The sequence below is a fragment of the Hymenobacter translucens genome (assembly GCF_020685205.1).
Taxonomy (GTDB): Bacteria; Bacteroidota; Bacteroidia; order Cytophagales; family Hymenobacteraceae; genus Hymenobacter; species Hymenobacter translucens.
This window is the reverse complement of record NZ_JAJERB010000001.1, coordinates 152,620-167,360: the sequence shown is the minus strand read 5'-3', so window position 1 is coordinate 167,360 and position 14,741 is coordinate 152,620. Positions and strand designations below refer to the sequence as shown.

Sequence of the window (14,741 nt, the reverse complement as noted above, 5' to 3'; positions counted from 1 at the left end):
CCCATCGTATATGAAAACTTTCTTCTTTGTTTTTGCTTTCCTGGCATTTCTTTCTGGCTCCGCTTCCGCCCAGCAAACCGAGCGACGCGTCGAAAACCCCGGCCAGGGCGAACCGACCATTAGCCGCGTGGATGATGTAACCCGGCAGATGGCCGACAAGCTGCACCTGAATGAGGCCCAGTATATCCGGCTGCGCAACATCAATAAAATCAAGCTGGCCCAGCTCGACCAGATCATGTGGGATTATCGCGACGATAATGAGGCGCGCCGTTCCAAGCTGGCCGAGCTCGAAATGTACTACCAGCAGGAGTGCAGCCGCGTGCTTTCACCTTCCCAGCTGAGCATGTACCGCGAGGGCCAACCCCAGGCTCCGGTGCAGCATGCTTCGAATGAGGATACGGTTGGCTAAGCCTGGCTTCCCGAATTACGAAAAAGGCGTCCCGCAACCGGGGCGCCTTTTTTCGTGAAACTACCGGATCGGCTTTTCAAAGCCCACTTCCGTGACAGTACTCAGCGGGCTGAACCGCACCGTAAACTTGTTAACGGCGGAGCGGGGGTGGCCGGGGCCGCACTGCGGGCCGGGCTCCACGTAGTACGAGTACACCCGTTCGTTCTGCTCACTCAGCTCGTCTTCGTCGGGGTGGCCGAGCAGGGTGTTGATGTCCCGGTTGCGGGCCCCGTAGAGCAGTTCCCGGTTTTCGCGCAGGGCAGACAACTGGGCCGCCCGTTGGTTACGGCAGGCAAACGGGTCCTGTCGCCACGCCTTGGCATCGAAGCCGGGTACCTCGGTCAGGGCGTGGCCACAGGCGCTGAGCAGAATGGAACCCAGGATACTGACGGTGAGGCGACGAACGAACATGTGTAATTTTGGGGGAACTGTCGGGGAACCCCGGCCGTTGAAGGGGCCGGAAGAAGGGCACGAAAGTAACCATAATTCATGCCCAGGGTTTCCCTGCATCCGGTTGTTCTTCACCTGACCTACTCTATGACGCACCTTTCTGCTTTTCTGCTGAGCATTGCCCTGCTGTTGGCTCCGGTCGTTTCAAGTCAGGCTGCTCCTTCGGCCGCAACCAGCCTACGGGCCGGTACGCTGGATGGCCCCAAGCGTACAGCGGCCATGGCTGCCTTCGAGCAGCACGTGCTTAAAACCTACGCCGCCTGCGGCCTGACGCCCACGGGCCTGCCTGTGCTGGTATTTCGCGAGGCTCTGATTGGCTATTACGCTATGCAGGAGCGGGGCCTGGTTGGCGCGCAGAAGCAAACCATTACCATCATTGACTTCAACCGGCCCAGCACCAAAAAGCGTCTTTGGGTGGTGGATCTGGCTCAGCAAAAGCTGCTGTTCAACACTTTGGTAGCTCACGGGAAAGGCACGGGCGAGGACTATGCCACGGCTTTTTCCAACGTTTCGGGCTCCGAGCAGAGCAGCATCGGTTTTTACCTGACCGGAGCTACCTACATGGGCAAGCACGGCCTCTCGCTGAAGTTGCACGGCAAGGACCCCAAGTACAATTCTAACGCGGCCAGCCGCGCAGTAGTCATCCATGGCGCGGAGTATGTATGCCAGGAGTTTATCAATAAGCATGGCCGGCTCGGACGCAGCCAGGGCTGCCCGGCTTTGCCCCCTGACCAGACCAGTGCCATTGTAAAAACCATCAAAGGCGGCACGGTTGTCTATGCCCACGCTCCCCGGGGCGTGGCGTATGCCTCGGCGTGGCTGCAGCTGGACCTTGCCCTGGCCGCTTTTGCCCGCACGACCGGCATTGTGATGGGCTAAGCTGCCCCGATTTTTACCTGTTCTGTTTTCTGTTGTTCATAAAAAGAAAAACCCGGCCGCCTGGCCGGGTTTTTCTTTTTTCAGGCAACGCTGCCTGGATGCTGACAAGTACAAGCGGGCACGGGTCAGGCCCGGTCGCCGGTGGTGCGGATCAGGTTGATGCCGGCAAAGAAGAAGATCAGACCCAGCACGAAAGGAACCCAGGCGTTGAACTTGGTAATACCCAGGTTTGCAACCTGAAGATAGACGAGGGCCGCGCAGATGATGCCGATAATGCCAAGGACGGTGAGCAAGCCACCGAAAGTGCGTTTCTGATTCATAGCAGGAAAGATGAAAGAAATGGAAAGAGGCGAAGCCGGGCTCTGCCTTCAGGCTGATACGACAATGAGCGGATTTTGGCTGATTCGGGCCGGGGCAACCCTCCGGGGGTTGTCGCGTTACAACCCTCAGACGGCAAATGCCGCCCCTAAACCGCCTTCCCATACCTATAATCCCTTGTCATGAGAGGTAGCCTTCGATTTATAGTGGCTTTGGCAATAGCCGCTTTTTCATTCCTGACCTACTGGTGTAAGCAATCCAAAAACGAGGTTACCGGCGAAATCCAGCATGTGGATATGACCGCTGAGCAGGAAATTGCGCTGGGCCTGCAGGCCGCTCCTCAGATGGCCCAGCAGTACGGTGGCCTCCATCCCGATCAACAGGCCCGCGCGGCCGTGGAGCGCATCGGGCAGCAGATTGTGCGCAGCACCAAAGCCGGGCAGACGCCTTACAAGTTTGCGTTTCACCTGCTGGCCGATGAGAATACCATCAATGCCTTCGCCCTGCCGGGTGGCCAGATTTTCATCACCGCGGGCCTGCTGAAGAATATGAAGACCGAGGGCCAGGTGGCCGGGGTGCTGGCGCATGAAATTGGTCACGTAGTGGGCCGGCACTCCGCCGAGCAGGTAGCCAAGTCCAAGCTAACCCAGGGTTTGACCGGCGCCGCAGCCATTGGCATCTACGACCCGGACCGTCCGAGCACCATGGCCGGCGCCGCCGGTGCTGCCATGGTGGGCAAGCTGCTCACGTTGCGCTTTGGCCGGGAAGACGAGCTGGAAGCCGACCGGCTGGCGGTGGATTTTGTGCCGGCCGCCGGCTACGACCCCCGGAGCATGCTGCAGGTGATGCAGGTGCTGCATTCCAAGAATGAAGGGGGCGGACCCCCCGAGTTTATGAGTACCCACCCCAATCCCGGTAACCGCATCGGCGAGATTCAGCGGGAAATCGACGCCAAATACCCGGGCGGCGTACCCAGCGGGCTCAAGCAATAAGCAGCCTAACGGGCACAACCTGAGCAAGGAAGAGAGTGGACGGAGCGGTGGCTTCGGCCACTCTCTTTTTTTATGCGTTACTAATTCTGCTTACCCTACTACGCCCACTTAAATTATGTCCGCCGCGCCCGCCCTTGCCCTGAAAAAGCTGCTTTTTGTGCTCAACCCGATTTCGGGCGACATCAGCAAAGAGGGAATTGAAGATACCATCAGCGCCTATTGTCGCAACCGGGGCCGGGAGGCAGCTTTTTTTCACACCACGGGGGATAATGACCTGCTTCAGCTCCGCCGTCACCTAAGCCGGTCCCCGTATGATGCCGTGTTTGCGGCAGGCGGCGACGGCACCGTGCGTCTGGTCAGTGAGGCGCTGGAGGGTAGTGAGACCCCCCTGGGGATTCTGCCGCTGGGCTCCGGCAACGGCCTTTCCAAAGACCTTGGTATTCCGCAGGACCTCACCGAGGCGCTAGCGCTGACCTGGGAACACGACGTGCGGGCCATTGATACGCTGCGCGTAGGAGGTCATTTTTCAGCTCACCTGGCCGATCTGGGATTTAATGCTTTGGTGGTAAAAGAATTCTGTGAGGGCGATACCCGCGGGCCCGGGGCCTACATCCGCATTGCCATGCAGGAGTATCTCGGCTACGAGGAGGCCACCTACCACATCCAGACCGATCAGGAAACGTGGGAGGGCCCGGCTTTCATGGTCACCATTGCCAATGGCAATACGTTCGGCAGCAACGTGGTCATCAATCCCGAGGGCTGCCTGGACGATGGCCAATTCGAAATCTGCCTGATTGAGCCCTTTCCCGGCACGGCCGCGCTGGGTATTATGTACAGCCTCTATACCGAGGATATTGACTCGTCGCTTTACACCCGCCGCCTGGTCTGCCGGCACGCCACCATCGGAGTTATGGGCCAGCGCCAGGTGCTGGTGCAGGTCGACGGAGAGCCACTTGAGCTGCCCGGCCCGGTTGAGGTGAGCATCAGTCCACGGAGCCTGCGCGTGCTGACGCCGCGGCCACCCCGTCCTGAGCCCGACTAGCCGACCGGGCCGATGTGAGGCGCCAGCGAAAAGCTTCGCGGGGCGGCTGGCTGAGGTCCGTTCCGGGCTCCAGAGCCCGCAGCCATACCTCCCCGTTTTCGTAGTAGTCGAGGCTGAAAAAGCCTTTGTGCTCGTGCACGAACGTAGCCCGGCCCCCGGCCTGTACAAACGACGTTTTGCTGCCTGCTCCGCTGACCAGGTAGTGCCCTCCGCGACGCTGGAAATACTGCAGGTTATGGTCGTGGCCGGCGGCGTAGATAATGCCGGGAAACTGCCGGAGCACCCGCAGCAGGCAGCGGCGCATCTGGCGGTAGGGCGGGTGGGCCATGTCCTCCGCGGCACCGAGCAGCATCCGGTAAACCGGAAACAGGGACCCCAGCAGGGGCAGGGGCACGTACGCTTTTTTATGCACCGCCGTAAGCGGAAAGACGTGCTGCTTGGCCGTGAACTTGCCTCCGTGCACGGCATTGGAATACAGGGGGTGGTGGCCGGCAATCAGAATCTGCTGGTGGGAATTAGCGGCCAGCAGCGTGTGCAGCTCCCGAAACGGGGTTTTGGCGTCAGCCGGGGTGCCATCGGCCGCCTGTCCGTAAGGGCGGGGGCCGTTCTGCACCCACCACTGCGTGTTGAGCACCACCAGCAGCAAGCCCTCGGCCAGCTGCACGGATACCGGGCCGGGGTAGCCGCCGGGCGGCAGGTAGTGCGCGGTGGGCAGCTGCTCCCGGACGTAGGCCTCCTGGCGGAGCAGAAACTCGTATCCATTGCGGCGGCCTTTGTTCCAGTCGTGGTTGCCGCTGAGAAAAATAGCCCGGGCCGGGTAGGCGCGCAGCAGGTCGAGCTGGGCCTGCAGGCGCCGCTCGGCGGTGGCCCGGCCCGGGGACTGTTCGGCCGGCAGCCCTACCGGATATACGTTGTCGCCCAGCACAACCACCGTGGCTTCAGCGCCCGACTCCTGCAGCCAGTTTTTCAACAGGCCCAGCACCGGGTCGCGTCCGTCGGTGCTGACGGCGCCCAGGTCGCCCACCATCGCCACCCGGTGTTTCAGCAGGGTCGACGGGTCGGGCTGCTCATTGGCCCAGTGCCGCACCCCGGGAGCTACGTAGGCCAGGCGCCGGAACCGCCGCTCCTTTAGAAACTGTAGCACCAGCCAGATCACCAGCGCCAGCCCAAAGATGCCGAGGGCGTACAGGAAAAGCGTAGAGGCAGTAACCGAAGAAAGCAAGGGATAGGGAATAGTCCGGCCGGATATGAACAGCCGGTTGGGGCGGCACAGCCCGATAGTGTACGCATTGCCGGGGCGCCGGGCGAGAGGTCAGGCTAGAAATTTGGTGGAGTCAGGTTCTTGAAGTGGCCGTTGAGCTTGGAGCGCTCCTTGAGCCGCTCGGTTTCCAGCACCACGGGCAGCACCTGATCGAGGTGCTCCGACACGATTTCCTGGCGCTCCTGTTCACTGGTAGCTTCCAGCAGCTGGTATTCCTGCTCGGGCGTGAAGCCCAGGTGGTGCCCAATGTCAAAAATGCGGAAGTTGGCCGGCAGATCAAGGTAGAGCTTGCGCAAGCCCAGTATCTCATAGAATTGCTGAATCTGATCGGTGATGCGCTGGCGAAGCATCAGGTCCTGCTCGGTGTCGTCCGTGATGTCGTCGACCTGACCGGCGGCGTAAAGCTTGCCGGGCACCTGGCGGATAAACTGCCGGATACGGAACACGCCCAGGGCTTTGGTGCGGATGTCCATCTCGCCGGTTTCGTAGGTTCGCTCCACCGCTACCACCTGCACCTCGGTTCCCAGCTCACTGACGCCATTGTTGATAAAGGGGGGGATGCCGAAGGTGGTGCCGGCGGCCAGGCAGTCGTGCACCAGCTCCCGGTAGCGGGGCTCGAAGATGTGCAGGTTGAGCTTTTCGCCGGGAAAAACGACGAGGTTGAGCGGAAACAGCGGAAGCAGACGCGGCATACGGGACAAAAAGAGTACAACAGCTGAAAAAGGGCAATGTCGGCTGGAGCGTGGGCGTAACGCGGTTAATCAGCTACTTTTGCCCGGCAGGCTCCCGGGCCTGCTGGGTTTTAAGATACAAATTGGTGGCAGATTACCGACAATATGGACGCCGGGCGTGGCGGTTGCTGCTGCAGGTGGTGGCAGCGCTGTTTTTAACATCCGTGGGCTGGGTAGTGGCGTACCGCTGGCTCCCGCCCCCGGCTACCTGGCTGATGCTGGAGCGGCGGGCTCATCCGCCCATCGGCAAGGGCTACTACGGCATTGTGGAAGACCGTCGTATCAACTACCGGTTCCTGACGCTGGACGAGGTTTCGCCCCACGTGCCCCTGGCCCTGATTGCCGCCGAGGACCAACGTTTCCTGTTCCACCACGGCTTCGACTACGCCGCCCTCAAGCAGGCCGTGCAGCGCAACATGAAAAGCAAAACCAAGCTGGTGGGGGGAAGCACCATCAGCCAGCAGGTGGCCAAAAACGTGTTTCTGTGGCAGGGCCGAAGCTACGTGCGCAAGGCGGCCGAGGCTTACTTTACCGTGCTCATCGAGCTGCTCTGGAACAAGCGCCGCATCATGGAGATGTACCTGAGCGTAGCCGAAATGGGCGACTGCACCTTTGGCGTGGAAGCCGCCTCCCAGCGTTACTTTCACAAGTCGGCCCGGGACGTTACCCCGGCCCAGGCGGCGCTGCTGGCCGGGGTGCTGCCCAACCCCCTGCGGTTTCGGGCCAGCAAGCCGGGACCGGCAGCCCAGGCCAAGCAGCGCCGGGTGCTGCGCAACATGCGCCGGTTAGGCGGTACTGCCTACGTTAGAGAACTTCTGCAATGAGTATGAAAAGCAAGCTTAGCCCATTGACGTGGAGCCGCCGTGGCCTCCTGGCTGCCCTCCTGAGTCTGGGGCTTCTCAGCGCCTGCACCGGCAACGAGCCCCCGACGACGCTCCGCACCGGCGTTGCCCGGGTGCTGGCTACGCAGACCGCCGCCTGGAACCGCGGCGACGCAGCGGGCTTTATGGCCGGCTATTGGAAGTCCGACTCCCTGGTCTTTATCGGAAAAAACGGCCTTACCTACGGCTGGCAGCGCACCCTCGACAACTACCGCCGCAGCTACCCCGATGCTGCGGCTATGGGCCAGCTTACGTTTACGAGCCTGCGCATCACCCCGATTGGTTCGGATGCCGCCCACGTGGTTGGAAAATGGCACCTGGCCCGCCCCGCCGCCGGCAACCTGCAGGGGCATTTCCTGCTGGTATTCCGCCGTATTGAAGGCCGCTGGGTGATTGTGGCCGATCATTCAAGTTAGCAGAAGACGAGTGTCAGCAGACGGATCAAGGCCGTGATGCCGGGCATACTTCCGGCAGCTAGCTTACAACCCCGGTTTCCCGGGCAGCGCCTTCCGCCTCTTCCGGGTTTTCCGGGGCGGTTTCATCTTTGTGCTTTTCCTCTTCAATGGCCGTAATGGCCTCGGTGAAGATCAGCCCGTTACGGGCCGCATGCTCGGCGGCCTGCACCGTGTCCTGCACCAGCAGCATATCTACTTTGTCGCCGCGCAGCTCCTCCGACACCTTTTCGACCAGGGCGGCCCGCTCGGGGCGCAGCACGTCGCGGATGTAGATGGACAGGATGCGGCCGGGGAAGCGCCGCACTATTTCGCGGTAGATGTTGGCGTCTTCCTGCCCACTGTCGCCAATCAGCACAAAGGGCAGGCGGGGATACGTCAGCAGCAGGTTCTCGATTTCGGTAAGCTTATGGGCGTGGTGCTCGGAGGCGTCCTTGGCCTGCTTGCGCTTAAGCGCCATGTCGCGCAGCAGGATCGGGCCGGGCGGAATGTGGTTAAGCTCCAGAAAGTCCTCCAGCAGGTCGTAAAGGTTCCAGGGGCTGCTGCTCACGTAGAAGAAAGGATTGTTGCGCTTGCCGTTGCGACCCAGCTGCAGGGCCCGGTAAAACTCGGCCACCCCTTTGAAGGGAAGACGGGAGTGGGCATTGCGCAGCAGCACGGTGCGGGCCATGCGCACAATATGGGTTGCCGAAGTCTCAATCACCGTGTCGTCCAGGTCGCTGATGATGCCGTACTCGGCATCGGCGGGAGGAATCATGACCAGGGACTGAACCTGCAGGTTGGGCGGGGTCGGAAAGGGCGAGGGGGCCTGCACGAGCGTCACCGGCACGGGGTACCACATGAAGTTGATCGGTGCCGGCAGACTCTTGGGCTCCAGGTTCAGCGAATAATATCCTTCCTCATCCGTGATGGTAGGATGCTCCGTGCCATCGGCGGGGGATACAAGCAGCTGCGCCCCGGCTATCTCATTGCTTTCGAACCGGCGGTACATGTTCACGAGGTTCTGCCAGCGGGAGTCGCCTTCGCTGGGCTCGCCAATGCCTTTATCGGTAAGCAGGCGACCCTTGACGTAGAGGCGCTCCGGGGTGCCGTAGCTGCGATAGGGCACCAGCTGCAGGGGCTGGAGCAACCCCAGGCGGGAGCGGGTGCGGGTAACCAGATCATCGGCCTGTTCGGCCCAGTTATTCAGCTTATCGAGTAAGGAAGACATGCACGCTGGTTTAGAAAGGCCCGCAAGAAAGTCAGCGGGGGAGTTCAGACAAAAAAAGGATGACGGCCGTAGCAATCATCCTTTTTGTACTGACAATGTCGATTTGGGTTGTCTGGCCCGGCCAGACTAGAGCAGACGCTTCAGCTCGTCGAAGTTGGCGTTGCTGACCGTGCGGTTGGCGCAGCCCAGCTCCTGGGCTTTGGTCTGGATGGCCTGGATGCGGTTGTCGGGGTTGGGGTGGGTGCTCAAAAATTCGGGCGGGTTGGCCTGACCCTGCTGCTGGGCCTTGATAAAGAAACCGGCCGTGCCGTCGCAGGCGTAGTAGCCGGTGCCGTTCAGGTACATCACGGAATACTGGTCGGCCTCGGCCTCAGCGGTGCGGCTGAACTGTAGGCCACGCAGGCCAGCGGCAATCTGCGCCAGCTGACCCGGGTTCTCGCCCAACACCAAACTCAGCAGAACCGAAATGCCGTACTGCTCCTGTAGCTGCTTGGAGGTGTGCCGGCGGTCGGCGTGGGCAATTTCGTGACCCAGCACCCCGGCCAACTGGCTTTCGTTGTCGAGGAATTTGATGAGGCCGGTGAAAACGTAGATGTGGCCGCCGGGCGAGGCAAAGGCGTTCTGGACGTTGTCGTCCTTGATAATCTTCACATCCCAGGGAAACTCGTTGCGGTAGGTAACCTGACCGGAGTTGAGCACCCGGTTCACCACGCCGTCAAGCAGCTGGTAGGCGCGCTGGTTGCTGGCGCTGTTGCGCTCCAGCAGCTGGCCCTTGGCACGGTAGGTGGAGTCGGTCTGGGCGGCTACTTTGTCGCCGAGAGCTTTATCGTCTTCGATGGAAAACAGCACTACGCCGTCCCCATCGGACGAGCAGGCGGAAGTGGCGCCCAGAGAAGCAGCCAGGGAAAGGAAGAGCAGGGGTTTCAGAAAGGAGCGGCGCATATGCAGATAGGTGGAAAGTCAGAGGAAAGAATGAACAGCTGGTGCGGCCTAAGAAAAAACGGTGCCAGAAGTGTGCCCGAAAATACGCGGCGGCCCAGGCTCTTGTTGTTAAAATCCTTGTTTAAACGCCGTGCAGGCACTGTATAGTCTGCTTCAGACTTGCTATTTAGGTGCTTAGCAAGGTTCCGGGCTTTCCTGCTGACCGGTCTGTTTCTGCACGTGTGCAAACCGGCTTTGCTGTCGGCGGGCGACAATAAACCTGCAGTACGAGCTGGAATCCCCTCTTTACCTGACGCTCGATTCCTCATTTACCGCTGCCCGACGGCTGGCCTGGACCCGCCACGGCCGGCGCTGCTACTTTCGGCGCTTAACTGCGTAGATGAGGTTCCGCGCTATTCCCGGCCGGTCAACCCGTTTCTGCTTTATGGCAACATCCCCGGCTGCACCCCGCCCCAAAACCCGCAAAAAACACCTCGTTCCCCAGGAAGAAGCCCACGTTCTGTACAAGGACCCCGCCCGGCAGGCCGAGCTGGCCGGCCTGCGCTACCTGCCCGATACCAAGCCCGGCCTGACCCGGCAGCCTGGCCCCGACGGCACGTTCACGTACCATAACGCCAAGGGTGAAGTGGTTGCTGATGCACGTACGCTGGAGCGGATCAGCGGCTTTGTGATTCCGCCGGCCTGGACCGACGTCTGGATTTCGCCTTCGCCCAACTCCCACCTGCAGGTGACGGGCCGCGACGCAAAAGGCCGCAAGCAGTACATCTACCACCCGGCCTGGGACCAGGCCCGCAGCCTCACCAAGTTCAGCCGCCTGCGCGCGTTTGGCGAGCAGCTGGCGGCATTGCGGGCGCAGATTGCCCAGGATCTGAAGCGGCCCCAGCTGGATAAGTCGAAAGTGGTAGCACTGGTGCTCACGCTCATGGATCAGTCATTTATTCGGGTCGGCAACAAGGAGTACGCCAAGAAAAACAAGAGCTACGGCCTCACAACCCTGCGCGACCGGCACGTACAGATTCAGGGCGACGAGGTCCGCTTTGCCTTCGTCGGCAAGAAGGGTGTGTCCCACGACGTGACCCTGCACGACCGGAAGCTGGCCCGGCTGGTGCGCAAGTGCAAGGAGATTCCGGGGCAGCACCTGTTTCAGTACTATGATGCTGACGGGCACCGGCAGGAGCTGGAATCCGGCGACGTGAATGCCTACCTGCAGGCGGTGACGGGAATGAGTCTTTCCGCCAAGGATTTCCGGACCTGGGGCGGCACCGTGAAGATGGTGGAGTGCCTCGAGCAGGTGTTGCACGAGGAGCCGGACCTGCCCAAGGAGAAAGTTCTGAAGCGCGCTGTGAAGGAAGTGGCCACCGGCCTCGGCAATACGCCCGTGGTGTGCAGCAAATACTACATCCATCCTCAGGTAGTGGAGCTGTTTCAATCCGATAAGCTCATCGATTACCTCCGCCACCACGACGCCGACCCCGATGAGAAAGACCTGCTTACGCCCACCGAGCACATGGTACTGGAAATGCTGGCGGAAGTGAAAAGTTGATGAGCCGATGAGTGGTCCTGGTGGGACTGCTACGCCATCTGGCCTGAATCACGAGGCCGGTCGGCTATTCGTAGAAATCCCCGGCATATGCATATGCCGGGGATTTTCATTTGGGGTTAGTTACTGCACTTCGCGCACCACGCGGAGTTAGTAGCAGATCAGTTCAGTCCAAAAACCTACCGTCCGGAGCCGTCCCGGTCAAAGGCGTGGGAGAGGACGCCGTGGGTGGTTTTGTCGCTGGTTTCCGGGCCGGGAAGGATGCTGTTATTGCGGCGCGTGTCGTAGAAGCGCGTCTTACGGCTCAGCCCGGCGACCCGGGAGATGTCCTGCACCGTGTCCTCACCGGGGCCGCCGTAAATGTCAATCCTGGGGGAGCGGCGCACGGTGCCCCGCACTTCGAATAAGTCCTTGCCGTCGAGGCCGTGGAGAATGATACGGCTGGTTTCGGAGGGGTGAAAAACCCGGCGGTAGTGCAGGTCCTTGGCCTGGGGTGGTTGTTTTTCGTCGGTCAGCGCGTAGATGGAAACCACCGTCGTCGTATCCGTGAGGCGCTCCACTACAAACCGCTCAGCCTCGTCGGTGCCCGTAACCAGGGCGTGCCGGGCGTAAAGCCGATAGAACTCGTCGGCGGCCCGGGGCAGCAGCTCGCGCCGGGACCGGAGCGCGGCCGTCAGCCGGGGGCCTTCGAGGGCGTACACTTCCCGGGGCAGCCGCCGCACGGCGCGGGCAATAACCGAGTCGGTGAGCTGCCCCTGCAGGCGGCGGGCTTCGCGCTGCACGTCCCGGCGGGACAGCTCGCTCAGGGCCCGCTCGTCGAGGAAATGCGTGTTGCGGGTGTAGCCGGCAATGCTTTCAAACCGGGGCTTGAACGTGCGCAGCTTGGCTACGGCCCAGGGCCGGCTCGCAACCCAGGTCAGCAGCCCGTCGCCGAAGCGGTAAAACACCTGGTCGCGGTCCTTGGGCACCGCTATAAACCGCACCTGACTGCCGGCGCGCTGCTTTTCCCAGGTCCACTGCCCCTCGTGCCGGTCCCAGTCGCCCAGCCACAGATCCAGCAGGCGGGCCCGCACAAAGGTCCGCTGGTCAATCCGGGAAGTGGGCTGGGCAAAGATGTCGGCCAGCATGTCTTCGGTTTCGACCAGCTCTACCGTCTTGCCACCCGGCTCGGGCAGCGCTTCACCTTCCAGCTTTTCCTCGAGCATCACCACCCGCCCGCGGAAATCGGCTGATTCTGCTCCGAGGCCAGTTTCATCGGCCCGCACGTAAAACAGCCGGGGGTTGGACTGGCGCAGACCGGCGGCCAGGGCAAGAGGCGGCACGACAAATGCGCCGTAGGGCATTCCCGCCGAGGTGGCATCGCGCACCAGATTCAGCAGAAACGTGTGGCGCAGCGCTTTGGGCAGGGTCTTGTACGGGTCTTTGTCGAGAGAGCGAAGTGCATATTCGCGCCCGTCGGGTCCCAGGACGGTCATGCTGATGCTTTGAAACCCACCTCCGCGCTTGCCGGCCCTCAGGCCGCCGGGCACCGCCGTGCGCAGATCCAGCACCGGGGCCGAAATCGGCTGGGCCCACACCTTGCGGTAGTGAGCGCCGAGCAGCAGCCGGTGGATGGGGCCCCGCTGGTAGTGGCGCCCCGCCGTAACCCGTACGCTGTCGGCCCCACCCGGTGTGGGAGTGGTGCTGATGCGGGCATCCGGTTGGAAGTACTTCTGCCGGGCGCAGCCGGCAACCGCCAGTCCGAAAAGCAGCAGGAAATAGAGACGTAACGTCATCGACAAATTTGAAAGCACATCTGCATCAACGGAAACCGGGCTGAAAAGGAATACTCCTTCTGCACAACTGTTGCCGTTCAGTTTGCGCTATACGGGGGGCAGCCCGCCCGGGCTGTCTCTCTCTGCTTCGTTTTCTGATTTCTCGTGCAGCTAATCAACCAGGTCCAACCGCGGACTGCTTCCTCCCTTCGGCGTTTCCTTTCCTCGGTAGGTGCCATCCTGGTGGGAGTTACCCTGTGCGACTGTTCCGCCCCGACGCCCTCGGCTGCCAGTCCGCCTCCGGTTATCGGACCCGATTCAACCGTGCGGGTAGCCGCCGGGCCGCAGTACCTGCGTAGCGGGCTTTTTCAGTTTTTCTGGGGCAAACATTACCGCAAGGTCTGGGCCGAGCCGGTTTCCGTACCTGTATTCAATCTGCGCACCGCCGTGCCCGGCGGGCTTACGCCCCAGCGGGAAGGAGGGAGCTTCCAGACCCGCAACCTGCGTCTGCTCGACCGCAACGGCGTGCAGTACGTGCTGCGTTCCGTGGATAAGGACGCCACCAAGGCGCTGCCGGTCCGGTTTCAGAAGGGCCCGATCGGCCGGCTGATGAAGGACCAAACCAGCGTGATTCATCCGTATGGGGCCTACATCGTGCCGCCCCTGGCCACGGCTGCGGGCGTGTACCACACCAATCCCCGCCTGATTTATCTGCCCGACGACCCGGCACTCGGTGAGTTTCGCAAGGGCTTCGCCAATGCCCTGTACCTGCTGGAAGAGCGGCCCGAGGGTGACCAGCGCACGGTAACCAGCTTTGGTAACTCGGCCCGGGTGGAGAGCTCCCGGCGGGTGTTTACCAACCTGCTGTTTAATCCGGCTTACCGCGTCGACGCGCGCCAGTACCTGCGGTCCCGCCTGTTTGATATGTGGCTCGGCGACTGGAGCCGGCGCGAAGACCAGTGGCGCTGGGCCAGCTTTCCGGGGCAGGGGGGCGCCACCGTGTACCGGGCGATTCCGCGCGACCGGGACCACGCCTTTTTCAAGTTCGACGACGGCGTGCTGACCCGCGTCGTAAGCTGGTTTAAGTCAAACTACCAGAGCTTTCACGGCGAAATCCGACTCAAGGACGTCGAAGGCCTCAACCGGGCCGCCCGGCCCCTGGACAAGTCGCTGCTGGTGTATTTGACGGCCGAGGACTTCCGGCAGGTCGCTGACTCGCTGCAGCAGCGCCTTTCCGACGAAGTGATTCACCAGGCCCTGTCGGTGTGGCCCCCCGAAGTGTATGCCCTCTCGGGCCAGGAGTTTGAGCAGAAGCTGCGCCAGCGCCGCAGTCAGCTGCCCGCCGTGGCCGCCCGCTTTTATGAGCTGCTGGCCCAGCAGGTCGAAATTCCGGGCACCGAGCAGGCCGAGCGGTTTGTGCTCGAGCCGACCGGGGAGAAGCTGCGCATCAGCGTGTATGCCCTGCGCCCCACCCGGCCCGACAGCCTGCTGGGGCAGCGTACCTTCGTGGCGGGCAGCACGGAATCCATCCGGCTGTTTGGCCTGGGCGGCAACGACGTGTTTGAAATCCGCAGTCTGCCCAGCCCGCGCTTCACCGTGGGTATCTACGACGGTTCCGGGCAGGATATCATTCGGGAGGCGCTCAGCACCAACTCCGAGCAATCGACGGCCCTGACGGTGTTTGACAGTGGGGACGGCAATGTGCTCAACGTGAGTAAAGCCACCAGGGTGCAGTCCTACGTACCCGCAGCCAATGAGTTCGATGCGGCCGGCTGGCTGCTCCGGCACCGGCTGTTCTAACCGGCGCGTGGCTGGCCAATGCATGGCTCAAGTGAGTAGAA

General features: G+C 61.8%; 15 protein-coding genes. 8 read left to right on the top strand and 7 right to left on the bottom strand.

Annotated elements, in window-relative coordinates; all coding sequences use genetic code 11:
- Positions 1 to 10: 10 nt before the first annotated feature.
- On the top strand, positions 11 to 409 hold the full coding sequence (locus tag LJY25_RS00635; RefSeq protein WP_227606282.1) for a hypothetical protein: 399 nt from the start codon (positions 11 to 13) through the stop codon (positions 407 to 409).
- Between the two features lie 60 nt (positions 410 to 469).
- Here the strand turns inward: LJY25_RS00635 and LJY25_RS00630 are convergent, their stop codons facing one another.
- A complete protein-coding gene (locus LJY25_RS00630; protein WP_227606281.1) occupies positions 470 to 859 on the bottom strand; it encodes a hypothetical protein in 390 nt (129 codons plus the stop codon).
- A gap of 126 nt (positions 860 to 985) precedes the next feature.
- On the opposite strand from LJY25_RS00630, the gene LJY25_RS00625 reads away from it, so the two are divergent.
- Positions 986 to 1,777 carry a murein L,D-transpeptidase catalytic domain family protein gene (locus LJY25_RS00625; RefSeq protein ID WP_227606280.1) on the top strand — a complete coding sequence of 264 codons (792 nt, stop codon included), beginning with the start codon at positions 986 to 988 and terminating at the stop codon, positions 1,775 to 1,777.
- 125 nt (positions 1,778 to 1,902) lie between these two features.
- Here LJY25_RS00625 and LJY25_RS00620 read toward each other — a convergent pair whose 3' ends face one another.
- Entirely contained in the window at positions 1,903 to 2,097 is a 195-nt protein-coding gene (locus LJY25_RS00620) for a hypothetical protein (protein ID WP_227606279.1), read from the bottom strand.
- A 294-nt stretch (positions 2,098 to 2,391) separates the two neighbouring features.
- On the opposite strand from LJY25_RS00620, the gene LJY25_RS00615 reads away from it, so the two are divergent.
- Positions 2,392 to 3,087 carry a M48 family metallopeptidase gene (locus tag LJY25_RS00615; protein ID WP_227606278.1) on the top strand — a complete coding sequence of 232 codons (696 nt, stop codon included), beginning with the start codon at positions 2,392 to 2,394 and terminating at the stop codon, positions 3,085 to 3,087.
- 115 nt (positions 3,088 to 3,202) lie between these two features.
- Complete coding sequence (locus LJY25_RS00610; protein ID WP_227606277.1) at positions 3,203 to 4,129, top strand: diacylglycerol/lipid kinase family protein; 927 nt, start codon at positions 3,203 to 3,205, stop codon at positions 4,127 to 4,129.
- Here the strand turns inward: LJY25_RS00610 and LJY25_RS00605 are convergent.
- Together LJY25_RS00605 and LJY25_RS00600 are read right to left on the bottom strand one after the other, a co-directional pair.
- Positions 4,071 to 5,351, bottom strand: coding sequence for a metallophosphoesterase (locus tag LJY25_RS00605; RefSeq protein ID WP_227606276.1), 1,281 nt, complete (start codon positions 5,349 to 5,351; stop codon positions 4,071 to 4,073). The two genes, LJY25_RS00610 and LJY25_RS00605, sit on opposite strands and share 59 nt — an antisense overlap.
- 95 nt (positions 5,352 to 5,446) lie before the next feature.
- Positions 5,447 to 6,082 carry an LON peptidase substrate-binding domain-containing protein gene (locus LJY25_RS00600; protein ID WP_227606275.1) on the bottom strand — a complete coding sequence of 212 codons (636 nt, stop codon included), beginning with the start codon at positions 6,080 to 6,082 and terminating at the stop codon, positions 5,447 to 5,449.
- Positions 6,083 to 6,207: 125 nt separating this feature from the next.
- Between LJY25_RS00600 and mtgA the strand changes: the two genes are divergently transcribed.
- Together mtgA and LJY25_RS00590 are read left to right on the top strand one after the other, a co-directional pair.
- Positions 6,208 to 6,945, top strand: a complete 738-nt coding sequence (gene mtgA, locus LJY25_RS00595; protein WP_227606274.1) for a monofunctional biosynthetic peptidoglycan transglycosylase — start codon at positions 6,208 to 6,210, stop codon at positions 6,943 to 6,945.
- 2 nt (positions 6,946 to 6,947) lie between these two features.
- Complete coding sequence (locus LJY25_RS00590) at positions 6,948 to 7,418, top strand: YybH family protein (protein ID WP_227606273.1); 471 nt, start codon at positions 6,948 to 6,950, stop codon at positions 7,416 to 7,418.
- Positions 7,419 to 7,476: 58 nt separating this feature from the next.
- On the opposite strand, the gene LJY25_RS00585 is transcribed toward LJY25_RS00590, so the two are convergent.
- Positions 7,477 to 8,664 (bottom strand): App1 family protein, encoded by a 1,188-nt coding sequence (locus LJY25_RS00585; RefSeq protein WP_227606272.1) that lies wholly within the window; start codon positions 8,662 to 8,664, stop codon positions 7,477 to 7,479.
- Between the two features lie 126 nt (positions 8,665 to 8,790).
- On the bottom strand, positions 8,791 to 9,606 hold the full coding sequence (locus LJY25_RS00580) for a M48 family metalloprotease (RefSeq protein ID WP_227606271.1): 816 nt from the start codon (positions 9,604 to 9,606) through the stop codon (positions 8,791 to 8,793).
- A 424-nt stretch (positions 9,607 to 10,030) separates the two neighbouring features.
- Here LJY25_RS00580 and LJY25_RS00575 point away from each other — a divergent pair, with 424 nt between their 5' ends.
- The gene (locus tag LJY25_RS00575) at positions 10,031 to 11,149 is read left to right on the top strand and encodes a DNA topoisomerase IB (RefSeq protein ID WP_227606270.1); all 1,119 of its coding nucleotides are present in this window, start codon (positions 10,031 to 10,033) and stop codon (positions 11,147 to 11,149) included.
- Positions 11,150 to 11,325: 176 nt separating this feature from the next.
- On the opposite strand, the gene LJY25_RS00570 is transcribed toward LJY25_RS00575, so the two are convergent.
- The gene (locus tag LJY25_RS00570) at positions 11,326 to 12,921 is read right to left on the bottom strand and encodes a hypothetical protein (protein ID WP_227606269.1); all 1,596 of its coding nucleotides are present in this window, start codon (positions 12,919 to 12,921) and stop codon (positions 11,326 to 11,328) included.
- 144 nt (positions 12,922 to 13,065) lie between these two features.
- Here LJY25_RS00570 and LJY25_RS00565 point away from each other — a divergent pair, with 144 nt between their 5' ends.
- The gene (locus LJY25_RS00565; RefSeq protein ID WP_227606268.1) at positions 13,066 to 14,700 is read left to right on the top strand and encodes a hypothetical protein; all 1,635 of its coding nucleotides are present in this window, start codon (positions 13,066 to 13,068) and stop codon (positions 14,698 to 14,700) included.
- Positions 14,701 to 14,741 lie beyond the last annotated feature (41 nt).